Genomic DNA, 23,766 nt, shown 5'->3' on the forward strand with positions numbered 1-23,766 from the left:
TTTATGAAAACAAGAGACCCAATTATAAAATAGGGTCTCTTGTAATATGGTAATTGCTTATGAAATTAAAATTATGTATCATTGGATTCTTCTTCTGTTTGATTGCTGCAATTGGTTGGGTCACTATTAGCGATACAGAAATGCCCATACCTTTACCAATTGATGGTGCTTTTTCTATTCAAGGAAAAAGCAATCTTTCAAATAACGAAATATACGAAATGGTTCGTGATTTATCAAAATCGGAAAAGGTTACCATTTACAAGCCCATCGTTCAGAGTTCGGGTCAGTTGAGGTATGTAAATTTTGATGATGTAAATAATGAACAATTAAAGTCAACACCAATAATAGGGATGTATTACACCCTTGGGAAAATGGATATAGATAGTTTGAAACCACTTACGATGACGGGGTTGCAAACAGTATATATGGCTTATCCTTGGTATATAGGAGGAATCTTACAATTTACTGGAACTTTAAGAATACTGTTAATGGGTTCAATTTACTTAACTTTATTAGTTGTGTTATTTGTTGTTAGAACGAAGCAGATTAAAGAAGGAGTGATACGACGTTCTTTGGGATTGCCTGTATACGATCTAAGAAGAGATTATGGTATTTCTCTTATTTTTGAACTGATTATGATGGCTTTATTGATGATTTCTTACAGTTCTTTTTTGGGTAATGGTTTCTTCACCTATAGTTCTAAGTTATTTTTCTCTCTGATTTTAACGAATTTTATACTATTTCAAATCATTGATCTCATCACCTTTGTTTTATTTTGGTTGACGATTCAGGTTGAAAAGCCTATTGAAATTATTAAAAACAAGGCAAAAAATAAACTTATTTTTGTCGTATGGCTTGCCATTATTTCGATTATTATCCTTATCTCAGGAGTTTTTTTACAAGAAACAAAGAGTAGTCAATCCAGTATTAACATTCAGATACAGAATTTAGTACCATGGGACACAGTAAAAGACTGGAGAAGGATTGAGTTCCTTGGAATTGAAAGTAACTCTACTAAAAATGGAGAAGTTAATGATTCGGATGGTCAGTATCTACAGATAGCTGCTTCCTTAAAAAACTTAGATTATTTATATATAGATCGATCCTCAGCATATGTTCCAGATTTCATGAAAACTTCACATGTTATGGAAAATTTTTCTAAACAATTAGAAAATGACGGAATAACGAATCCAGAAATAAATAAAGAGTTGATTTATATCAATCAAACAGGTGCTAACCTACAAAATAAAGTGAATGGAACAAACTATCATCTTTTAGATAATAAGATAGCAACCATTTATATTCCTGAGAAACGGAAAGAAAATCAGAAATCTATTGAGAATACAGTTGTAGCAGAACAATTTATTGGAACAAACTATACAAAAGAAGAAATTGCAGTACAAATAATTCCTGATGGTGATAAAATTTTTTATTTCAATGAAGATGCTGATGATAATCATAAAATGAAAGAGCTTTTACCAATGGCAAGTGTAGCAGATAGCACAGATAACATTGTTGTTGTGTTAGATACGGACAAAATGATTGAAAACAACAAGTTTTCTTTGGCTAGTAATATAACAACTAAGTCTCTTTTTAGTCCTGAGGCGGTAAATAAAATAAATGAAATGGCTACCCAGTTGAATGTTTCAATGAATCCAGTAGATGTTTACCAAATTGTGAAATTAAAGATCCAGTCCTTAGAGCACCAAATTCTACTTTCACAAATTTTGCAGAAGATAATTTACAGTATTGTCTTTATACTCATTTATCAATATGTCCAACTTTATATTACCCTAAAACAGAATGAATATGTGAAGAAAATCATTTTAGGTCTGTCAAAAACATATATAGCAATTTCAAGTCTCAAGTATTTTATGATGACTATTACAATCGTTATCCTATTTACATTTCTTATGACAGGTCAAATAGAGTTGCTATATATTGGTCTTGCTTCTCTGCTCGTTTTGATGTTGTCAATAATCATGAGTTTTAGAAAATTATCTGAAAGCTACACTAAAATTTTAAAAGGAGATGAAACATGACAATTGACCTTTTGAACGTTTCAAAAAGTTTCGGCTCAAAAAAGATCTTTACAGACTTAAATTTAAAATTTGAATCTGGAAAAAGTTATGCATTGATTGGAGGTTCTGGCTCTGGTAAAAGTACCCTTCTTAATATTATAGGAAGATTAGAAAAAATTGACAGTGGGAATGTTTTAGTTGATAAACAAGATATTTGGAAGATAAAAGAAAGAACTTTTTTTAAAAATACTGTTGGATATGTATTTCAGAATTATTCTTTAATAGATAACAAAACAGTATATGATAATTTGAAACTTATCACTAAAGACAAAAAAACAATAACTGATGTACTTGAAAAAGTAGGACTGTCAAGTGACTATTTACATCAAAAAATATATGAATTGTCTGGAGGGCAGGCTCAACGTGTAGCTATTGCCAGAATGTTAATGAAACCACGTAAAATTATCTTAGCAGATGAGCCTACAGGAGCTTTAGATGGTGAGATTGGAAAAGAAATTATTCGTTTATTATTGAATGAAAGAGATGAAGATAAATATGTCATTATAGCGACGCATGATCCAGCTGTCTATAACGAAGTTGATGTGATCATTGATATGAAAGATATAGGGGATAATGTATGAAAAAGATAATTTATATTGCTTTGATCTTTGTAGCTGGAATGCTTGCCATTTTCTTCTTTGGAAAACAAATGATTACAAAAGAAAATACCAATAAACCAACACTGGAGTTAATAGTCTATACGCTTTCTTCTAGTGATACAGAAAAATGGAATAAAGTGAGACAAGTAGAAACGGAAGAAGCTATATACTTCATAACTGTGAAAGAATTAGCATCTTCAGAAGAAGTATTTTCAAACATCATTGCAAATGGAGCTGCTGCGGGGGTCGGAGTTCGTGAAGAAGAAGTGAAGAAATTCAATAATGGTTTAGGAGACACTATAGAGGACTCTAAGCATAATAAACTCATTGGAATAGAATTTTTTACTTTTTCTAATGCTGACGAGGGATTTGTAGTAGCAAATTTTGACTACGGTAACGAAGAGTTGAATTCTAAGAAAAAAGAGATAAAAGACTTATATAAAAAAATATATGAATCTTTTAAAGAAAAGAATAAGTGATTGTATTATAATCCTTGTATTTTGCTATGGTTTGTTAATTGATTTTTGCATATCTTATTTCAACATACTATAAAATAAAACATAAGAAAACGAGTATCTCCAACTACGGCAATACTCGCTTTTTGATATTTAGAAGTGTTTTTTGCTCTGCTTCTTTTGTTTTGATTAACGCATGGTTACAAATTCTTCAGATGCAGTTGGGTGAATTGCCACAGTTGCATCAAAGTCTGCCTTGGTTGCTCCCATTTTGATAGCAACGGCAAATCCTTGAATCATTTCATCAACGCCGTAACCAATTCCATGAAGTCCGACAACTTTTTCTTCTGAACCAGCTGTGATCAATTTGAAACGTGTTTCTTGACGGTTGCAAGTGCAAGCAGAGTACATAGACGTAAAGCTTGATTTATAAACCTTGATTTGGTCTTGGCCGTATTCTTTAATAGCTTGCTCTTCTGTCAGCCCAACAGTTCCGATAGCAGGGTGTGAAAAGACAACAGTTGGAATAGTTGAGTAGTCCATTTTTGCAGTAGTTTTTTCGTTAAAGAGGCGTTCAGATAGGGTACGTCCTGCCTTGATAGCAACTGGAGTTAGTTCTTTTTCACCTGTTACATCACCTAGAGCATAGATTCCCTCAACAACCGTATTTTGGTATTCATCTACTTGGATAAAGCCACGTTCGTTCAGAGTAACACCAGCTTTTTCAAGTTGCAAGCCCTTAACGTTTGGACGGCGACCTGTAGCCCAGATAACTTGGCTAGCTGTGTGACTAGTACCATCTTCGAAATGAATGGTAATGCCTTCAGCAGTTTTTTCTAACTTGGCAGGAACTTTGTGAGTATGAAGCGGCAAGTTTGTTCTTTCCATTTCCTTGACTAAACCTTCAACGATGTAAGAATCAAAACCACGTAAAGGACGATCGCGACGAACAAAGAGGTCTGTCTTGACACCAAAAGTGTGGAGTACTCCAGCCAATTCAACGGCAATATAACCAGCACCTAGAATGGCAACTGACTCTGGCAATTCTTCCCAAGCAAATACATCATCAGAAGAGCCACCTAGTTCTGCACCAGGAATATTAGGAATACTTGGATGGGCACCAGTAGCAATCACGATATGTTTAGCACGAATGAGTTCACCATTTACGCTGACAGTATGAGAATCTACAAATTCAGCATGTCCTTCAATCAAGTCTACACCGTTGCGTTTAAAACTGCCATCATAAGAAGAACGAGCGCGATCAATGTAAGCTTCACGATTGCGACGTAGGGTTGCAAAGTCAAAGTTAAGATCAGTAGTTTTAAAACCGTAGTCTTCTCCAAATTGATGGAAAGTCTCAGCAATTTGTGCTCCGTACCACATGATTTTCTTAGGAACACAACCGACGTTGACACAGGTTCCACCTAATTTCTTTTCCTCAATAACGGCAGCTTTGGCTCCATGTTCACCAGCACGATTCATGGTAGCAATTCCTCCGCTACCTCCACCGATAGCAATGATATCATATTCTCTCATTGAAAACTCCTTTGTACTCTTTTAAATAGTAGAGTGTCATTTTTTGATAGTCATATTCTATCTTTTTTTTGATGTGATTGCAAAAATCTGCTACGTTCAAAAAAATTTAAAGAAAAGGCTTGCAAAAAGGAAAAATAAAGTGTATTATATAACTAGTACAATGACAAAAAATAAAATCCGAACAATAATTAAATCCTGAAATGTCATTATTTCGTTCTGAACTGTTATTGTTTTAAATTGATAATTTTTGTATAATATTGTTAAGAACTTTAAATCAAAAAGGAGTTTCATTATGAAGAAGAATGGTAAAGCTAAAAAGTGGCAATTGTATGCAGCAATCGGTGCTGCCAGTGTAGTTGTATTAGGTGCTGGGGGGATTTTGCTCTTTAGACAACCATCTCAGACCGCGGTAAAAGATGAGCCTACTCATCTTGTTGTTGCCAAGGAAGGAAGCGTGGCGTCCTCTGTTTTATTATCAGGGACAGTAACAGCAAAAAATGAACAATATGTTTATTTTGATGCTAGTAAGGGAGATTTAGATGAAATCCTTGTTTCTGTGGGTGATAAGGTTAGTGAAGGACAGGCTTTAGTCAAGTACAGTAGTTCAGAAGCCCAGGCGGCCTATGATTCAGCTAGCCGAGCAGTAGCTAAGGCAGATCGTCATATCAATGAACTCAATCAAGCACGAAATGAAGCCGCTTCAGCTCCGGCTCCACAGTTACCAGCACCAGCAGGAGGCGAAGGAGCTGCAGGGCAAACTCCAGCTCCAGTCTCAGGAAATGCAGTTTCCTCTATTGATGCTCAATTGGGTGATGCCCGTGATGCTCGTGCAGATGCAGAAGCGCAATTAAGTAAGGCTCAAAGTCAGTTGGATGCCACGACGGTTCTCAGTACCCTGGAGGGAACTGTGGTTGAAGTCAACCACAATGTTTCTAAATCTCCAACAGGAGCTAGTCAAGTAGTCGTTCATGTCGTAAGTAATGAAAACTTGCAAGTTAAGGGTGAACTATCTGAATATAACCTTGCCAACCTCTCTGTAGGACAAGAAGTAACCTTTACTTCTAAAGTTTACCAAGATAAGAGCTGGACAGGTAAGATTAGCTATATCTCTGACTATCCTAAAACTAGTGGTGAAGCGGCAAGTGCAGCTACTGCCGCAACAGGTGGTAATTCTGGTTCTAAATATCCATATACCATCGATGTTACAAGTGAAATCGGTGATTTGAAACAAGGATTCTCAGTAAGTGTTGAGGTTAAGAATAAGAGTAAAGCCATTTTGGTTCCTCTAACAAGTGTTGTGACTGAAAATGATAAGAACTATGTCTGGGTGCTTGACGAGCAGAAAAAGGCCAAGAAAGTGGAAGTTGGTTTGGGCAATGCTGATGCAGACAACCAAGAAATCACTTCAGGTCTGACAAATGGAGTCAAGGTCATCAGTAATCCAACGTCTTCTCTAGAGGAAGGAAAAGAGGTGAAGGCTGATGAAGCAACTAATTAGTCTAAAAAATATCTGCAGAAGTTACCGTAACGGTGACCAAGAACTGCAGGTTCTCAAAAATATCAACCTAGAAGTGAATGAGGGTGAGTTTGTTGCCATTATGGGACCATCCGGTTCTGGTAAGTCTACTCTCATGAATACGATTGGGATGTTGGATACACCAAGTAGTGGAGAGTATTATCTTGAAGGTCAAGAAGTGGCTGGATTGGGTGAAAAACAACTAGCTAAGGTTCGCAACCAACAAATCGGTTTTGTCTTTCAGCAGTTCTTTCTTCTATCCAAACTCAATGCTCTGCAAAATGTAGAATTGCCCTTGATTTACGCAGGAGTTTCGGCTTCAAAACGTCGCAAGTTGGCTGAGGAGTATTTAGACAAGGTTGAATTGACTGAGCGTAGTCACCATTTGCCTTCGGAATTATCTGGTGGTCAAAAACAACGTGTGGCTATTGCGCGTGCCTTGGTAAACAATCCTTCTATTATCCTAGCAGACGAACCGACAGGAGCCTTGGATACCAAAACAGGGAATCAAATTATGCAACTATTGGTTGACTTGAACAAAGAAGGAAAAACCATTATCATGGTAACGCATGAGCCTGAAATAGCTGCTTATGCCAAACGCCAGATTGTCATTCGAGATGGAGTTATTTCATCTGATAGTGCGCAGTTAGAAAAGGAGGAAAACTAAGATGCAGAATCTGAAATTTGCCTTTTCATCTATCATGGCACATAAGATGCGCTCTTTTCTTACTATGATTGGGATTATCATTGGTGTTTCATCAGTTGTTGTGATTATGGCTCTGGGGGATTCCATGTCTCGTCAGGTCAATAAAAACATGACCAAGTCACAGAAGAATATTCATGTCTTTTTCTCGCCTATTAAAAGTAAAGACGGTTCTTTTACCCAAAAACAATCGGCTTTGACAGTTTCTGGGAAAGAAGAGGAAGTTCCTGTTGAACCACCAAAACCACAAGAGTCTTGGGTCAGGGAGGCGGCTAAACTGAAGGGGGTAGATAGTTACTATGTAACCAACTCAACGAATACCACCTTATCTTATAAAGATAAAAAAGTGGAGCGCGCTAGCTTGACGGGTGGGAATATTACCTATATGAAGGCGGTTGAAAATGAAATTGTTGCAGGCCGAAGTCTTATAGCTCAGGATTATAAAGATGTGGCCAGTGTCATTTTACTAGACCAAGAACTTGCTAATAGTCTGTTTGGATCTGCTCAAGAAGCTGTTAACCAGGTTATAGATGTTGGTGGCTTTAGCTATCGTGTCATTGGTGTCTATACCAGCGATGAGGCCAAGACTGCCAAGACTTTTGGTATTGGTGGACTTCCGATTACGACTAATATTTCTCTTGCCAACAACTTCAATATGGATGAGATTTCTGATATTGTCTTCCGGGTTAATGATACCAGTTTGACACCAACTGTGGGACCAGAATTAGCTAGAAAATTGACCGAAATTGCTGGTCTTCAGCAAGGGGAGTATCAGGTGGCAGATGCGACTGCAGCCTTCCAAGAAGTACAACAATTGTTCGGCTTTATAACTACGATTATTAGTGCCATTGCAGGTATTTCCCTCTTTGTTGGAGGGACTGGTGTTATGAATATCATGCTGGTTTCGGTGACAGAGCGTACCCGTGAGATTGGTCTCCGTAAGGCTTTGGGTGCAACTCGTGCCAATATTTTAATCCAGTTTTTGATTGAATCCATGATTTTGACCTTGCTTGGTGGAGTTATTGGTCTAACCATTGCGACAGGCTTAACCGCTATAGCTGGTCTACTTTTACAAGGTTTGATTGCGGGTATAGAAGTTGGAGTATCAATCCCAGTTGCCCTATTTAGTCTTGCAGTTTCGGCTAGTGTGGGTATGATTTTTGGAGTCTTGCCAGCCAACAAGGCATCGAAACTTGATCCAATTGAAGCCCTTCGTTATGAATAAGATTAACAAGATGGACGCTTGTCTATCTTGTTTTTGTATGGATTTCCCTATCGAAAATCCTTAAAAATGTGATATAATGAAGTGTTAGAAAAACAGGTTTCATTTGCCTGGAAAGGAAAAATTATGTCTGAAAAGAATTTTTATATTACAACGCCGATTTACTATCCATCTGGGAAACTTCATATCGGATCTGCCTACACAACCATTGCTTGTGATGTCCTAGCACGTTACAAACGCCTGATGGGCTACGATGTCTTTTATTTGACAGGTCTTGATGAGCATGGTCAAAAGATTCAACAAAAAGCAGAAGAAGCTGGAATCACCCCTCAAGCCTATGTTGATGGGATGGCAGTTGGAGTCAAAGAACTCTGGCAATTACTAGATATCTCATACGATAAATTTATCCGTACAACGGATAACTACCATGAAAAAGTAGTGGCTCAAGTCTTTGAGCGCTTGCTTGCTCAAGATGATATTTACTTGGGTGAATACTCTGGTTGGTATTCAGTTTCAGATGAGGAATTCTTTACAGAAAGCCAGCTTGCGGAAGTGTTCCGTGATGAAGCTGGAAATGTGACTGGCGGTATTGCTCCATCAGGTCACGAGGTTGAATGGGTATCTGAAGAATCATATTTCCTTCGCCTTAGCAAATACCAAGATCGTTTGGTCGAATTTTTCAAGTCCCATCCTGAATTTATCACTCCAGATGGTCGTCTGAATGAAATGCTTCGCAACTTCATCGAGCCAGGTTTGGAAGATTTGGCTGTTTCTCGTACAACCTTTACATGGGGTGTGCCAGTGCCATCTAATCCAAAACACGTTGTCTATGTTTGGATTGATGCCCTTCTTAACTATGCGACAGCTCTTGGCTACGGTCAAGATGAACATGGTAACTTTGACAAATTCTGGAATGGAACAGTCTTCCACATGGTAGGAAAAGACATCCTTCGTTTCCACTCAATCTACTGGCCAATCCTTCTTATGATGTTGGATATCAAATTGCCAGATCGTTTGATTGCTCACGGTTGGTTCGTCATGAAAGACGGCAAAATGTCTAAATCTAAAGGGAATGTCGTTTACCCTGAAATGTTGGTAGAACGTTATGGTCTAGATCCACTTCGTTACTACCTCATGCGTAGCCTTCCAGTTGGTTCAGACGGAACCTTCACTCCTGAAGACTATGTAGGCCGTATCAACTACGAATTGGCCAATGACCTTGGAAACCTCCTCAACCGTACGGTTTCTATGATTAATAAGTACTTTGACGGGCAAGTCCCTGCCTATGTAGAAGGTGTAACAGAGTTTGACCATGCTCTTGCTGACGTTGCAGAACAATCAATCGCTGACTACCACACCTACATGGAAGCAGTTGACTACCCACGTGCACTTGAAGCAGTCTGGACCCTTATCTCTCGTACTAACAAATACATAGACGAGACAGCTCCATGGGTATTGGCAAAGGATGAAGCACTACGCGATCAATTGGCAAGTGTTATGAGTCACTTGGCAGCTAGCCTTCGTGTCGTAGCTCACTTGATTGAACCATTTATGATGGAAACCAGTCGTGCAGTTTTGACTCAACTTGGTTTAGCAGAAGTTGCTAGCCTTGAGAACTTGAACTTGGCTGACTTCCCAGCAGATGTGACTGTAGTTGCCAAAGGAACACCAATCTTCCCACGTCTGGATATGGAAGAAGAAATCGCCTATATCAAGGAACAAATGGAAGGCAATAAACCAGCAGTCGAAAAAGAGTGGAATCCAGACGAAGTTGAACTCAAACTAAACAAGGAAGAAATCAAGTTTGAAGACTTTGACAAGGTCGAAATCCGTGTCGCAGAAGTCAAAGAAGTGTCTAAAGTAGAAGGTTCAGATAAGTTGCTTCAATTCCGCTTGGATGCTGGTGATGGTGAAGATCGTCAAATCCTCTCAGGAATTGCAAAATACTATCCAAACGAACAAGAATTGGTCGGCAAGAAAGTTCAAATCGTTGCCAACCTCAAACCACGCAAGATGATGAAGAAATATGTCAGCCAAGGGATGATTCTCTCAGCTGAACATGATGGACAATTAACCCTTCTTACAGTTGATCCAGCTGTACCAAACGGTAGTGTGATTGGATAAAAAGAGACAGAACTAGTTCAGGCTAGTTCTGTTTTTTTATTTAACTATTATGCTTTACAAACTAGTGTGGAAGTGGTATATTATAGATGAAGCTACTAGTAGGTATTACAAAATAGATAGAAGGGGGAAAGGATGAAGGAAACTCAACTATTAAAAGGTGTTCTTGAAGGTTGTGTCTTGGATATGATTGGTCAAAAAGAGCGATATGGTTATGAGTTGGTTCAGACTTTACGAGAGGCTGGATTTGACACTATCGTTCCAGGAACTATTTATCCTTTGTTGCAAAAGTTAGAAAAAAATCAATGGATTAGAGGCGACATGCGTCCGTCGCCAGATGGTCCAGATCGGAAGTATTTTTCGTTAACCAAAGAAGGAGAAGAGCGTGTCTCGGTCTTTTGGCAACAATGGGACGATTTGAGTCAAAAAGTAGAAGGGATTAAGAATGGGGGTTAAACCATGAAGAAAATGAAGTATTATGAAGAAACAAGCGCTTTGCTACATGAGTTTTCTGAGGAGAATCAGCAGTATTTTGAGGAACTGTGGGATAGTTTTAATCTTGCTGGATTTCTCTATGATGAGGACTATCTCAGAGAGCAGATTTATTTGATGATGTTAGATTTCTCAGAAGCAGAACGAGATGGCATGAGTGCAGAAGATTATCTAGGTAAGAATCCTAAAAAAATAATGAAAGAGATGCTTAAGGAAGCACCACACAGTTCTATCAAGGAGTCCCTTTTGACGCCAATTCTTGTCCTAGCGGTATTACGTTATTATCAACTACTAAGTGATTTTTCTAAAGGTCCTCTCTTAACAGTCAATTTGCTTACTTTTTTAGGGCAACTTCTTCTTTTTCTGATTGGATTTGTTCTTGTGGCCACAATCTTACGTTGGGACTTAGTCCAAGATTCTCCTAAAATGAAAATTGGCACCTATATTGTTGTTGGGATTCTTGTTCTGCTAGTTGTTCTGGGATATGTAGGAATAGGAAGTTTTGTACAAGAAGGAGCATTTTATCTTCCTGCTCCCTGGGATAGTTTGTCTGTCTTTACGATTTCCCTGATCATCAGTATTTGGAATTGGAAAGAACCGATTTTTCGTCCCTTTAACAGTATGATTATTGCCCATTTTATTGTAGGTTCTCTGCTCCGTTACTATGAGTGGATGGGCATTTCAAATGTTTTTCTTACAAAAGCTATTCCTTTAGCTGTCCTCTTTATTGGAATCTTTGTCTTGTTCCGTGGGTTTAAGAAGATAAAATGGAATGAAATATAGTCAAAAAGCCGTTGAAAAGCGGTTTTTTGTTATAATTAAATGAAGAATGTAGAATCAAAGGAGAAAAATTTGATGAGATACATAACTCTTGGTCAAGATGACAAAGAATTATCAGAAATTGTTCTCGGAATGATGAGAATAAAAGATAAGTCTGTAAAAGAAGTTGAAGAGCTTGTAGAAACAGCACTTTCTGTTGGAATCAATGCTTTTGACTTGGCTGATATTTATGGTCGTGGTCGTTGTGAAGAACTGTTAGGTCTTATCCTAAAAAATCGTCCAGATTTAAGAGAAAAGATGTGGATTCAGTCCAAATGTGGCATTCGCATTGAAGAATTTACCTATTTTGATTTTTCTAAGGACTATATTATAAAATCAGTAGACGGAATTTTGCAAAGATTGAAGATTGATCATCTAGATAGCTTGCTTCTTCATCGACCAGATGCTTTGATGGAATCTGACCAAGTAGCAGAAGCCTTTGATCTCCTTTATAAACAAGGTAAAGTTCGAGATTTTGGAGTTTCTAATCAAAATCCTATGATGATGGAGTTGCTTAAAAAAGATGTCAAGCAGCCGTTAGCTGTTAATCAGCTACAATTGAGTGCGGCTTTTACTCCAGGATTCGAATCAGGTTTTCATGTTAATATGGAAGATAGTCAAGCAGCTATGCGAGATGGCAGCATTTTTGAATATTGCAAATTACATGATGTGGTCATTCAAGCATGGTCTGTCTTACAATTCGGGTATTTTAAAGGGAACTTTGTTGGAAATGAGAAATTTCTAGCTTTGAACCAAGTACTTGATCGTTTAGCTTTTAAATATGGAGTAACCTCTTCAACTATTGCCATTTCTTGGGTATTGCGTTATCCAGCAAAAATGCAGGCAGTTGTAGGTACCACAAATCCTAATCACTTGAGAGAAGTTAGCCAAGCGACAAACTTTAGCTTAACAAGAAAAGAATGGTATGAAATTTATCTTGCAGCAGGGAATAATTTACCGTAAGTAGAAGCAGATGTAAATAAATCACAGTCAAAAAGCCGTTTCAAAGCGGTTTTTTTGTTATAATGAAGGGGAGAATTATTGATATTAAAGGAGAAAAGCATGACATTTGAAGAAATTCTACCTGGGTTAAAGGCTAAGAAAAAATATGTACGAACTGGTTGGGGAGGTGCTGAAAACTATGTCCAACTTTTTGACACCATTGAACAAAACGGGGTTGCACTTGAAGTGACACCTTATTTCCTGATCAACGTTTCCGGGGAGGGAGAAGGTTTTTCCATGTGGAGCCCGACACCTTGTGATGTTTTGGCGACGGATTGGGTAGAAGTGCATGACTAAACGTGTACTCATTACAGGAGTGAGTTCAGGAATTGGCCTGGCTCAGGCTCGTCTTTTTTTAGAGAAGGATTATCAAGTTTATGGAGTTGACCAAGGTGAAGATCCACTCTTAGAGGGTGATTTCCACTTTTTACAGAGAGATTTGACCTTGGACTTAGAGCCTATTTTTGACTGGTGTCCTCAGGTGGATGTTTTGTGCAATACTGCGGGAATTTTGGACGATTATAAACCACTTTTGGAACAGACAGCGCAGGACATTCAAGAGATTTTTGAAATTAACTACGTGACTCCTGTTGAGTTGACTCGCTATTATTTGACTCAAATGTTGGAGAATAAAAAAGGGATTATTACCAACATGTGCTCTATTGCTTCGAGCCTGGCAGGTGGTGGTGGTCATGCCTATACTTCTTCGAAGCACGCCTTGGCTGGATTTACCAAGCAGTTGGCTCTAGACTATGCTGGAGCTGGGATTCAGATCTTTGGTATCGCTCCAGGAGCAGTCAAGACAGCTATGACTGCTGCGGACTTTGAGCCAGGTGGTTTAGCGGACTGGGTGGCTAGTGAAACACCAATCAAGCGCTGGATCGAACCAGAGGAAATAGCAGAGATTAGCCTTTTCTTAGCAAGTGGAAAAGCAAGCGTCATGCAAGGACAAATCTTGACAATAGATGGTGGCTGGTCTTTGAAGTAGGAGGAGTTGGATGGATATTCAAGAGATCACAGAAGAAAATGCATCGCCACTAGTCTTGAAGGTCAAAGCAGAGTTATTAGTATTTCCAGAACTGGGCAATACTTTTTACATGAATTGGAAGGTGAATGATGAGAAACCAACTAGCTCTTAGTGGCGAAAAAATTATTGAAAAAGTTTATCCTCAAGTATTTCACCACATTGGAATGATTCGTGGGGAATATTTGTTGAGAGAGCTTAATCAAAACATCATATTAGCAAGTTGTCAGCAATTTGTAAAAGATTATCTAGACACCATTTGCTCCTTGTATTCAGATGAAGAAGTCTGGTATCGTTTTTCAGAATTAACGAATACAGAAGCCAATTGTCTAAAGGGGACTAAAGAGTATTTTGATGAAAATCATCCCTTATTTGGATATAGAGGAACTAGGCGTTTGCTGGCGTGTCCGGATGAATTTCAGGCTGAAGCACATGTCGTTACAGAAGTTTATCAAAACAATCCCAATCTATCTGCTATCTTTCCTTTTGTCAATGATGCTGAGCAGTTAAAGCAAGCTATCACAGTATTGCGTCAGCAGGGTTTCACTGGAAAAATTGGAACGATGATTGAATTACCGTCAGCGTATTTTGACTTATCTAGTATACTGGAAACGGGCATTTCAAAGATTGTAGTTGGAATGAATGATTTGACTTCTTTTATTTTTGCCACTGTGAGAAACAGTCAATGGCATGATATGGAAAATCCAATAATGTTAGATATGCTAAGACAGATGCAGGATAAAGCAAGGATGAAAAAGATTGACTTTGCTGTAGCAGGCTATCTGAATGATTCTTTCATACAAAAAATGAATCAGTTGAGTATCAAGTGCATTATTCACTACAGTTCTATTCTAGAGATTTTTGATTTAGAAATTGACCATCCAGATCATCTTAAACACATAAAAGAAGAAAGTAAAAAATTACAAAGGAGCACCCATGACACCGCAAGAAATGTGGAATGACTACAAGAAAATTAACCCCTCTATAGGAGATGAAATCGATGCTTGGGCTTTTGGAGTGGAACCAGATCTTTTAGCAGATTTGGTTTTAAAAGGCGAAAAGACTGCAACAGCCTCAACCTACGACCTCTATGCACTAGAAGCCGAGTCTCTTCCTCAAGAAGGGACCTTTGATGTCATTTTAGACAGTCAAAATCAGGCTGTCTGTATTGTCAAAATTATAAAGGTTTCTGTCCAGCCCTACAATCAAGTTTCTGCTGACCATGCCTTTAAGGAAGGGGAAGGTGACAAATCCCTAGCCTATTGGCGTCAGGTTCATGAGGATTGTTTCGCCGAGTGGCTGAGAGAAGCAGGACTGATTTTTACACCTGAAAGCAAGGTTGTTCTAGAAGAATTTCACAAGGTCTACCCACTGTAGACTGTTAGACGGAAGAAAGTTTTGGAAATCACCGTCCAATCCTTTTTTCTCAAGCAAAACATGATATAATAAGTTTGTTTGAAGAAGAGCTCTAGCTCTTAAACTTAGATAGGAGAAAACTATGCAAGCAGTTGAACATTTTATTAAGCAATTTGTTCCTGAACATTATGATTTATTTTTAGATTTGAGTCGTGAGACTAAGACGTTTTCAGGGAAAGTGACCATCACTGGTCAAGCACAGAGTGACCGTATTTCCCTCCACCAAAAAGACTTGGAAATCGCCACTGTAGAAGTTGCAGGTCAAGCTCGCCCATTTACAGTTGACCATGACAATGAAGCCCTTCATATTGAACTTGCTGAAGCAGGTCAAGTTGAAGTGGTTATCGCTTTCTCAGGAAGAATTACAGACAACATGACAGGGATTTACCCATCTTACTACACAGTTGATGGAGTCAAGAAGGAAGTATTGTCTACTCAGTTCGAGAGCCATTTTGCGCGCGAAGCCTTCCCATGTGTGGATGAGCCAGAAGCCAAAGCAACTTTTGACCTCTCTCTACGTTTTGACCAAGCAGAAGGTGAATTGGCCTTGTCTAATATGCCAGAAATCGAAGTTGAAAACCGTAAGGAAACAGGTATCTGGAAGTTTGAGACAACACCTCGCATGTCTTCTTACTTGTTAGCCTTTGTTGCGGGTGATTTGCAAGGTGTGACGGCTAAAACTAAAAACGGTACTCTCGTAGGTGTCTACTCAACCAAAGCTCATCCACTATCTAACCTTGATTTCTCACTCGACATCGCCGTTCGCTCAATCGAGTTTTATGAAGATTACTACGGAGTTAAGTACCCAATTCCTCAATCTCTCCACATCGCCCTTCCTGACTTCTCAGCTGGAGCTATGGAAAACTGGGGTCTTGTGACCTACCGTGAAGTTTACTTGGTTGTGGATGAGAACTCTACCTTTGCCAGCCGTCAACAAGTTGCCCTTGTTGTGGCCCATGAATTGGCTCACCAATGGTTTGGTAACCTCGTAACTATGAAATGGTGGGATGACCTTTGGCTCAATGAAAGCTTTGCTAACATGATGGAGTACGTCTGTGTGGATGCTATTGAACCAAGCTGGAATATCTTTGAAGATTTCCAAACAGGTGGTGTTCCGTCTGCCTTGAAACGTGATGCGACTGATGGTGTTCAGTCTGTTCACGTCGAAGTGAAACATCCAGATGAAATCAATACGCTCTTTGACGGAGCTATCGTCTATGCCAAAGGAAGTCGCCTCATGCATATGCTTCGCCGTTGGCTAGGTGATGCCGATTTTGCCAAAGGTTTACATGCCTACTTTGAAAAACATCAATACAGCAATACAATTGGTCGTGACCTTTGGGATGCTCTTGGTCAAGCGTCTGGACGTGATGTCGCAGCCTTCATGGATTCTTGGTTGGAACAACCTGGTTATCCAGTTCTCACTGTCAAAGTTGAAAATGATGTCTTGAAGATTTCACAAAAACAATTCTTCATCGGTGAGCACGAAGATAAGAATCGCCTCTGGGTTGTACCACTCAACAGCAACTGGAAAGGCTTGCCAGATACACTTGAAACTGAAAGTATCGAAATCCCTGGCTACGCAGCTCTTCTTGCTGAAAACAAAGGAGCTCTTCGTCTCAACACTGAAAATACAGCCCACTACATTACCGACTATCAAGGAGACTTGTTGGATGCAGTTCTTGCTGACCTAGTTGAGCTTGATAACACAAGCAAACTGCAAATCGTCCAAGAACGTCGCTTGCTTGCTGAAGCAGGGCACATTTCTTATGCTGACTTGCTCCCAGTCCTTGATAAACTTGCTAAGGAAGAGTCTTACCTTGTGGTTTCAGCTGTTTCTCAAGTGATTTCTGCCCTTGAGCGCTTTATCGACGAAGAAACAGAAGCTGAAAAAGCATTCAAAGCACTAGTTGCTAAATTGGCTCGTCACAACTATGATCGTCTTGGTTTCGAAGCTAAAGAAGGGGAATCAGATGAGGATGAATTGGTTCGTCAGTTGGCCGTTTCTATGATGATTCGCTCAAATGATGCAGCAGCTAGTCAAGTCGCTAGCCAAATCTTCGCAGCTCACAAGGAGAATCTTGCAGGACTTCCAGCAGCCATTCGTTCACAAGTTCTGATCAATGAGATGAAACATCATGAAACTAAAGACTTGTTAGCAGTTTATCTTGATACTTATACGCACGCAACAGATGCGGTCTTTAAACGTCAGTTGGCAGCAGCTCTTGCATACAGTACAGATGCGGATAATATCCAAAACTTGATTACTTCTTGGAAGGACAAATTTGTAGTTAAACCACAGGATTTGTCTGCTTGGTACTTCCAGTTCTTAAGCCATCAGGCAACTCAGGAAACAGCATGGTCTTGGGCTCGTGAAAATTGGGCTTGGATTAAGGCAGCTCTTGGTGGAGATATGAGCTTTGATAGCTTTGTTATCCTTCCTGCTCACGTGTTTAAGACTCAGCAACTCTTGGCAGAGTACAAGGAATTCTTTGAACCGCAACTTTCTGACCTTGCTCTTAGCCGTAACATCGGTATGGGAATCAAGGAAATTGCAGCGCGTGTTGACTTGATTAACCGTGAAAAAGCTGCAGTGGAAGCAGTTGTTCTTCAGTATGGAACTAAATAATCAAGACTAAATAAAAGAAAACTCAGCTATCTCATGTAAAATGCAGAGAGTTGAGTTTTTTTAAGGCAAATTTGGTATAATGGTTTTAATAAGGAGGAGTTTCTCATGATAAAAATCTTATTAGTTGAGGATGACCTAGGCCTGTCAAATTCAGTATTTGACTTTTTAGACGATTTTGCGGATGTCATGCAGGTATTTGATGGAGAAGAAGGTCTCTACGAAGCTGAGAGTGGCGTCTATGACTTGATTTTGCTCGATTTGATGTTGCCAGAAAAAAATGGTTTCCAAGTCTTGAAAGAATTGCGTGAAAAGGGAATTACGACCCCGGTTCTGATCATGACTGCCAAGGAAAGTTTGGATGACAAGGGACATGGATTTGAACTAGGAGCGGATGATTATCTGACCAAACCTTTCTACCTAGAAGAACTCAAAATGCGGATTCAGGCCCTTCTCAAACGTTCAGGTAAGTTTAATGAGAACACCTTAACTTATGGAAATATTGTGGTTAATCTGTCTACAAATACCGTTAAAGTCGAAGATACTCCTGTCGAATTGCTGGGGAAAGAATTTGATTTACTAGTTTATTTCCTTCAAAATCAAAATGTTATTTTGCCGAAGACTCAGATTTTTGATCGTTTATGGGGATTTGATAGTGATACAACGATTTCGGTTGTTGAAGTCTATGTTTCAAAAGTCCGTAAGAAATTAAAAGGAACCACTTTTGCAGAGAATTTGCAAACCTTGCGCAGTGTTGGGTATATTTTAAAAGATGTTCAGTAAACTAAAAAAAACATGGTATGCGGATGACTTTAGTTACTTTATCCGCAACTTTGGTGTCTTTACCCTGATTTTCTCTACCATGACCTTGATTATTTTGCAGGTCATGCACTCGAGCCTTTATACTTCGGTGGATGATACACTCCATGGCTTGAGTAACAATCCTCAGGCAGTTATTCAGCTTGCGGTAAATAGGGCAACAGAAGAGATTAAAGATTTAGAGAATGCCGCTACAGATGCTAGCAAGACGGAGATAAAACCCAATGTTAGTTCAAATACAGAGGTCATTCTCTTTGATAAGAATTTTACCCAACTCCTTTCTGGAAACCGATTTTTGGGCTTGGATAAGATTAAGTTAGAGAAAAAAGAACTAGGCCATATCTATCAGATTCAGGTTTTTAATAGCTATGGACAGGAAGAAATCTATCGCATGATCTTGATGGAAACGAATATTAGTTCGGTTTCAACCAATATCAAGTATGCGGCTGTCTTGATTAATACCAGTCAGTTGGAGCAGGCCAGTCAAAAGCATGAGCAATTGATTGTGATTGTGATGGCAAGTTTCTGGATTTTGTCTTTACTTGCCAGTCTCTATCTAGCTAGGGTCAGTGTTAGGCCCCTGCTTGAGAGCATGCAGAAACAACAGTCCTTTGTGGAAAATGCTAGTCATGAGTTACGAACTCCACTTGCTGTTTTACAAAATCGTTTAGAGACCCTTTTCCGTAAGCCAGAAGCTACCATTATGGATGTGAGTGAAAGCATTGCATCGAGTTTGGAAGAGGTTCGAAATATGCGGTTTTTGACGACAAACTTGCTGAACTTAGCTCGGAGAGATGATGGTATTAAGCCGGAATTTGCTGAAGTTCCTACTAGCTTTTTTAACACGACTTTCACAAACTATGAGATGATTGCTTCTGAAAATGACCGTGTCTTCCGTTTTGAAAATCGCATCCATCGAACGATTGTCACAGATCAGCTTCTCTTGAAACAATTGATGACCATCCTATTTGATAATGCTATCAAATACACTGAGGAGGATGGTGAAATTGATTTTATGATTTCAGCGACTGATCGTAATCTTTATTTGCTAGTTTCCGATAATGGAGTCGGTATCTCAGCAGAAGATAAGAAGAAAATTTTTGATCGTTTTTATCGAGTGGATAAGGCTAGAACCCGTCAAAAAGGTGGTTTTGGTTTAGGATTATCCCTAGCCAAGCAAATTGTAGATGCCCTAAAAGGAACCATTACTGTTAAAGATAATAAACCAAAGGGAACAATTTTTGAAGTGAAGATTGCCATCCACACACCATCTAAAAAGAAAAAATAAAAATATCGCTCCGGATGGGGCGATATTTTGGATTTATCTTCTACGTTTTCGTTTGATAATAGACCGTTGAATTTTTAAAACAAGTAAGCTGGATCCGATTGCTGCGGCAAAGGCAAAAGCAGTTGATAATTTTAATGCTAAAAATATAAAACTAAAGATAGCAATACAGATACAAAAAACAGCGATATTAACAAAAAATAGGATTTCCTTGAGATTGGCATCAGATTGCGCTTCAGGTGTATAATCTTGATATCGAGGAACCTGTTGGCTTAATTCTTCTTGATAGTCTACCTCATAGGACTGTAATTTTCTTACGGGCATTATTCTCTCCTTAACAGTACATACCTATTTTATCATTTTTTCAGCAGAGAATTATTACAGAAAGGTTACAATAAGAATAAAGTCCCTTTTCATTTTTAAAGAATGGCTGATTTTCCAGAAATGTGGTATAATTTTTCTTATGGAAAAGATTATCATTACAGCAACTGCTGAAAGTATTGAACAAGTTAAACAACTGCTCGAAGCTGGCGTAGACCGTATCTATGTCGGTGAGAAAGATTTTGGCCTTCGTCTGCCGACAACCTTTAGTCATGACCAATTGCGTGAAATTGCTAAGCTGGTTCATGATGATGGTAAAGAATTGATCGTTGCGGTTAACGCCCTCATGCACCAAGATATGATGGATCGTATCAAGCCTTTCTTAGACTTTTTGGAAGAAATCAAGACAGACTACATTACGATTGGGGATGCAGGTGTCTTTTACGTAGTCAACCGCGATGGTTATTCCTTTAAGACCATCTACGATGCTTCAACCATGGTAACTAGCAGTCGCCAGATTAACTTCTGGGGACAAAAGGCTGGCGCATCTGAGGCTGTTTTGGCGCGTGAAATTCCATCTGCTGAACTCTTCAAAATGCCAGAGATTTTGGAAATTCCTGCTGAAGTTTTGGTTTACGGAGCTAGCGTTATTCACCATTCTAAGCGTCCTCTCTTACAAAACTATTATAACTTTACACATATCGATGACGAAAAGACTCGCAAGCGTGACCTCTTCTTGGCTGAGCCAAGTGACCCAGAGAGCCACTATTCCATTTTTGAAGACAATCATGGTACCCATATCTTTGCCAATAACGACCTTGATTTGATGACAAAATTGACAGAATTGGTAGAGCATGGTTTCACTCACTGGAAACTAGAAGGGCTCTACACTCCTGGTCAGAACTTTGTTGAGATTGCAAAACTCTTTATTCAAGCGCGTAGCTTGATTCAAGAGGGTAACTTTAGCCATGACCAAGCCTTCTTGCTGGATGAAGAAGTGCGTAAACTTCACCCTAAAAACCGTTTCCTTGATACAGGATTTTATGACTACGATCCTGACATGGTTAAATAAAGTAAATGGATAGTTGAGAGAAGGAAGATGCAAACATTTCTTCTCTCAATTTTTCTTATTTCTTCACTATTTTCAAAAAATTAGCAGGCTGGGATAATCTATTTGCTGGGATTTTTAAGAAAAGTGACCTTCTTGTGTTTGAAAATTATCCCATGTTTGCAGGTGCCAAATGGCCCTTTTTTTGGTATAATTTTTTATAATGAAAACGATTGGTAATCGCTATGTTGTGGTGGATTTAGAGGCAACTAGCACAGGTAGTAAGGCTAAAATTATCCAAGTGGGAATTGTTGTGATTGAGGATGGAAAAATCGTCGATCACTATACGACGGATGTCAATCCACATGAACCCTTGGATGCTCATATAAAAGAACTGACAGGATTGACAGACCAACGTCTGGCGCAAGCACCTGATTTTTCGCAAGTTGCTAGAAAAATCTTTGACTTGGTGGAGGATGGGATTTTTGTAGCCCATAATGTTCAGTTTGATGCCAATCTCTTGGCGGAAAATTTATTTTTTGAAGGCTATGAACTAAGAAATCCTCGTGTTGACACGGTCGAATTGGCTCAGGTCTTTTTCCCAGAACTGGAAAAATATAGTTTGCCGATATTGTGTCGAGAATTAGGAATTCCTCTTAAGCACGCTCACACAGCCCTTTCAGATGCACACGCTACCGCGGAATTACTCTTATTTCTACGGAAAAAGATGGCCCAGCTTCCTAAAGGACTCTTGGAACGCTTGCTGGAAATGGCTGACGCCCTCTTATATGAGTCCTACCTGGTTATTGAAGAAATTTATCGCGGCCAATCTATCCTTAGTTCTCCAGACTTGGTCGAAGTTCAAGGACTGTATTTCAAGAAAACTGGAGCTCCCCTGGAGCCACGAAAACTATCCCAAGATTTTTCTAAAAACATTTCTCTATTGAACCTTGAAGTGAGGGAGGAACAAGAAAGTTTTGCTAAAGAGGTTGGCTTGCTATTGAAAGATGAGCCTGTCTCTCTGATTCAAGCACCGACAGGGATTGGGAAAACCTATGGATATCTCTTACCTGCTTTGTCCCAAGTGGAAAATCGTCAGATTGTCCTTAGCGTTCCGACAAAGATTCTTCAAAATCAAATCATGGAAGAAGAAGGTAAACGTCTCAAGGAAGTGTTCCATATAGATATTCATAGTTTAAAGGGACCACAAAATTATCTGAAGCTGGATGCCTTTTATCGTTCCTTACAGGAAAATGGTGAAAATCGCTTATTTAGACGCTTTAAGATGCAACTCTTGGTCTGGCTGACAGAGACAGAAACAGGAGATCTGGATGAAATCGGGCAACTTTACCGTTACCAACATTTTCTAAGAGACCTTCGTCATGATGGGAATTTATCATCCCAGAGCTTATTTGTGACGGAAGATTTCTGGAAACGTAGTCAAGAAAGAGCACAAACATGCAAGCTTTTAGTGACCAATCATGCCTATCTTGTAACCAGACTTGAAGATAATCCTGAATTTGTCAGTGACCGTTTACTGATTATTGATGAAGTCCAAAAAGTTTTGTTGGCCCTAGAAAATCTGCTTCAAGAGACCCATGATATCCAGTCTATTATCGATTTGCTTGATAAGGCTTTACTGGACGAGCAAAATAAGGTCCAGCAACGAATACTAGAAAGTATTCGCTTTGAGTGTCTCTACTTGATCGAACAATTTCAGTCTGGAAAATCTAGGAAAAATATCTTAGATTCTCTTGCCAATCTATACCAGTATTTTTCAGAATTAGAAGTAGGAGGCTTTGGAGAGCTGGTTCGCTATTTTACAGCTGAAGGTGATTATTGGCTTGAAGCAACTGAAACGAGTCAAAAGAAAATTCAGATTTCTTCTACGAAATCTGGCCGTATTCTTCTGTCCTCTTTAATACCTGAGAGTTGCCAAGTCTTGGGAGTATCGGCTACTCTTGAGATTAGTCAGAGAGTTTCTTTGGCCGACCTTTTAGGCTATCCTGAAGCCAAATTTGTCAAGATTGAAGCTCGTAGAAAACAGGACCAAGAAGTGGTTTTGGTCAAAGATTTCCCTCTGGTGACAGAAACTTCCTTAGAAGTCTATGCCATAGAAGTAGCTGATTTACTAGTGGAAATTCAAGCTTTCCAGCAACCGATTTTGGTTCTCTTTACTGCTAAAGACATGCTTCTAGCAGTATCTGATTTACTTCCAGTTAGTCATTTGGCTCAGTATAAAAATGGGGATGTTCATCAGCTTAAGAAGCGCTTCGAAAAAGGTGAACAAAAAATCCTGCTTGGTGCAGCAAGTTTCTGGGAGGGAGTGGATTTTTCAAGCCATCCTTTTGTAATTCAAGTTGTACCAAAGCTTCCTTTCCAAAATCCTCAAGAGCCCTTGACGAAAAAGATTAATCAAGAACTGAATCAAGAAGGAAAAAATGCCTTTTATGATTATCAGTTGCCAATGGCTATTATTCGTTTAAAACAGGCTTTGGGAAGAAGTATGAGACGCGAACACCAACGTTCCTTAACTCTTATTTTGGATAGGAGAATTGTCGGAAAGAGATATGGCAAACAAATAGTTGCATCTCTAGCAAAAGAAGCTACTGTTAAAACCCTCTCTCGGTCTGAAGTTAATGAAGCTATTGATAAATTTTTAAATGAGCTTTGATAAATAG

Annotated in this window: 21 protein-coding genes and 1 pseudogene; 20 read left to right on the forward strand and 2 right to left on the reverse strand. The window is 39.0% G+C overall.

Features of this window, described 5'->3' with window-relative positions; translation table 11 throughout:
- Window positions 1–59 precede the first annotated feature (59 nt).
- The 3 genes from STYK_RS04105 to STYK_RS04115 are packed head-to-tail and all read left to right on the forward strand — an operon-like array spanning window position 60 to window position 3,159.
- Window positions 60–2,042, forward strand: a complete 1,983-nt coding sequence (locus STYK_RS04105) for an ABC transporter permease (RefSeq protein ID WP_261805295.1) — start codon at window positions 60–62, stop codon at window positions 2,040–2,042.
- Window positions 2,039–2,662: an ATP-binding cassette domain-containing protein gene (locus STYK_RS04110; RefSeq protein ID WP_000151033.1), complete on the forward strand. Its 624-nt coding sequence runs from the start codon at window positions 2,039–2,041 to the stop codon at window positions 2,660–2,662. The genes STYK_RS04105 and STYK_RS04110 overlap by 4 nt, the downstream gene beginning before the upstream one ends.
- Entirely contained in the window at window positions 2,659–3,159 is a 501-nt protein-coding gene (locus tag STYK_RS04115; RefSeq protein ID WP_261805296.1) for a hypothetical protein, read from the forward strand. Before STYK_RS04110 ends, STYK_RS04115 begins: the two co-directional genes overlap by 4 nt.
- A gap of 165 nt (window positions 3,160–3,324) precedes the next feature.
- Here STYK_RS04115 and gor read toward each other — a convergent pair whose 3' ends face one another.
- Window positions 3,325–4,671 (reverse strand): glutathione-disulfide reductase, encoded by a 1,347-nt coding sequence (gor, locus tag STYK_RS04120; RefSeq protein ID WP_261008825.1) that lies wholly within the window; start codon window positions 4,669–4,671, stop codon window positions 3,325–3,327.
- A 289-nt stretch (window positions 4,672–4,960) separates the two neighbouring features.
- On the opposite strand from gor, the gene STYK_RS04125 reads away from it, so the two are divergent.
- From STYK_RS04125 to ciaH, 15 genes and pseudogenes are all read left to right on the forward strand, one after another.
- On the forward strand, window positions 4,961–6,169 hold the full coding sequence (locus STYK_RS04125; protein WP_261805379.1) for an efflux RND transporter periplasmic adaptor subunit: 1,209 nt from the start codon (window positions 4,961–4,963) through the stop codon (window positions 6,167–6,169).
- Window positions 6,153–6,854 carry an ABC transporter ATP-binding protein gene (locus tag STYK_RS04130; protein ID WP_000811469.1) on the forward strand — a complete coding sequence of 234 codons (702 nt, stop codon included), beginning with the start codon at window positions 6,153–6,155 and terminating at the stop codon, window positions 6,852–6,854. Before STYK_RS04125 ends, STYK_RS04130 begins: the two co-directional genes overlap by 17 nt.
- A gap of 1 nt (window position 6,855) precedes the next feature.
- Window positions 6,856–8,115 carry an ABC transporter permease gene (locus tag STYK_RS04135; RefSeq protein ID WP_070527192.1) on the forward strand — a complete coding sequence of 420 codons (1,260 nt, stop codon included), beginning with the start codon at window positions 6,856–6,858 and terminating at the stop codon, window positions 8,113–8,115.
- A 123-nt stretch (window positions 8,116–8,238) separates the two neighbouring features.
- Window positions 8,239–10,236: a methionine--tRNA ligase gene (gene metG / locus STYK_RS04140; protein WP_153199900.1), complete on the forward strand. Its 1,998-nt coding sequence runs from the start codon at window positions 8,239–8,241 to the stop codon at window positions 10,234–10,236.
- Window positions 10,237–10,368: 132 nt separating this feature from the next.
- Window positions 10,369–10,689 carry a PadR family transcriptional regulator gene (locus tag STYK_RS04145; RefSeq protein ID WP_000665422.1) on the forward strand — a complete coding sequence of 107 codons (321 nt, stop codon included), beginning with the start codon at window positions 10,369–10,371 and terminating at the stop codon, window positions 10,687–10,689.
- Window positions 10,690–10,692: 3 nt separating this feature from the next.
- Window positions 10,693–11,508 carry a hypothetical protein gene (locus STYK_RS04150; protein ID WP_261805297.1) on the forward strand — a complete coding sequence of 272 codons (816 nt, stop codon included), beginning with the start codon at window positions 10,693–10,695 and terminating at the stop codon, window positions 11,506–11,508.
- A 72-nt stretch (window positions 11,509–11,580) separates the two neighbouring features.
- A complete protein-coding gene (locus STYK_RS04155; protein ID WP_261805298.1) occupies window positions 11,581–12,507 on the forward strand; it encodes an aldo/keto reductase in 927 nt (308 codons plus the stop codon).
- A 99-nt stretch (window positions 12,508–12,606) separates the two neighbouring features.
- On the forward strand, window positions 12,607–12,843 hold the full coding sequence (locus STYK_RS04160; RefSeq protein WP_000141913.1) for a DUF2829 domain-containing protein: 237 nt from the start codon (window positions 12,607–12,609) through the stop codon (window positions 12,841–12,843).
- Window positions 12,836–13,534 (forward strand): 3-oxoacyl-ACP reductase, encoded by a 699-nt coding sequence (locus tag STYK_RS04165; protein WP_261805299.1) that lies wholly within the window; start codon window positions 12,836–12,838, stop codon window positions 13,532–13,534. Before STYK_RS04160 ends, STYK_RS04165 begins: the two co-directional genes overlap by 8 nt.
- A gap of 7 nt (window positions 13,535–13,541) precedes the next feature.
- A pseudogene (locus tag STYK_RS04170) lies at window positions 13,542–13,685 on the forward strand (NUDIX hydrolase); the annotation flags it as partial.
- Window positions 13,663–14,532: a putative PEP-binding protein gene (locus STYK_RS04175; protein ID WP_261805300.1), complete on the forward strand. Its 870-nt coding sequence runs from the start codon at window positions 13,663–13,665 to the stop codon at window positions 14,530–14,532. The pseudogene STYK_RS04170 and the gene STYK_RS04175, both read left to right, overlap by 23 nt.
- Window positions 14,507–14,947 (forward strand): ASCH domain-containing protein, encoded by a 441-nt coding sequence (locus STYK_RS04180; protein ID WP_203180577.1) that lies wholly within the window; start codon window positions 14,507–14,509, stop codon window positions 14,945–14,947. The genes STYK_RS04175 and STYK_RS04180 overlap by 26 nt, the downstream gene beginning before the upstream one ends.
- 121 nt (window positions 14,948–15,068) lie before the next feature.
- The gene (locus STYK_RS04185) at window positions 15,069–17,615 is read left to right on the forward strand and encodes a M1 family metallopeptidase (RefSeq protein ID WP_261805301.1); all 2,547 of its coding nucleotides are present in this window, start codon (window positions 15,069–15,071) and stop codon (window positions 17,613–17,615) included.
- Window positions 17,616–17,720: 105 nt separating this feature from the next.
- Window positions 17,721–18,395: a two-component system response regulator CiaR gene (gene ciaR / locus STYK_RS04190; protein WP_000590639.1), complete on the forward strand. Its 675-nt coding sequence runs from the start codon at window positions 17,721–17,723 to the stop codon at window positions 18,393–18,395.
- Entirely contained in the window at window positions 18,385–19,719 is a 1,335-nt protein-coding gene (gene ciaH / locus STYK_RS04195) for a two-component system sensor histidine kinase CiaH (RefSeq protein WP_078238304.1), read from the forward strand. Before ciaR ends, ciaH begins: the two co-directional genes overlap by 11 nt.
- Window positions 19,720–19,752: 33 nt before the next feature.
- On the opposite strand, the gene STYK_RS04200 is transcribed toward ciaH, so the two are convergent.
- Window positions 19,753–20,040 (reverse strand): DUF3270 domain-containing protein, encoded by a 288-nt coding sequence (locus STYK_RS04200; RefSeq protein WP_261017588.1) that lies wholly within the window; start codon window positions 20,038–20,040, stop codon window positions 19,753–19,755.
- Window positions 20,041–20,179: 139 nt separating this feature from the next.
- Here STYK_RS04200 and STYK_RS04205 point away from each other — a divergent pair, with 139 nt between their 5' ends.
- Both STYK_RS04205 and STYK_RS04210 read left to right on the forward strand, forming a co-directional pair.
- Window positions 20,180–21,109, forward strand: a complete 930-nt coding sequence (locus STYK_RS04205) for a peptidase U32 family protein (protein ID WP_049550878.1) — start codon at window positions 20,180–20,182, stop codon at window positions 21,107–21,109.
- Window positions 21,110–21,308: 199 nt separating this feature from the next.
- Window positions 21,309–23,759: a bifunctional DnaQ family exonuclease/ATP-dependent helicase gene (locus tag STYK_RS04210; protein ID WP_261805302.1), complete on the forward strand. Its 2,451-nt coding sequence runs from the start codon at window positions 21,309–21,311 to the stop codon at window positions 23,757–23,759.
- Window positions 23,760–23,766 lie beyond the last annotated feature (7 nt).

Origin of the sequence: Streptococcus toyakuensis, assembly GCF_024346585.1 — a bacterium.
GTDB classification, from domain to species: Bacteria; Bacillota; Bacilli; order Lactobacillales; family Streptococcaceae; genus Streptococcus; species Streptococcus toyakuensis.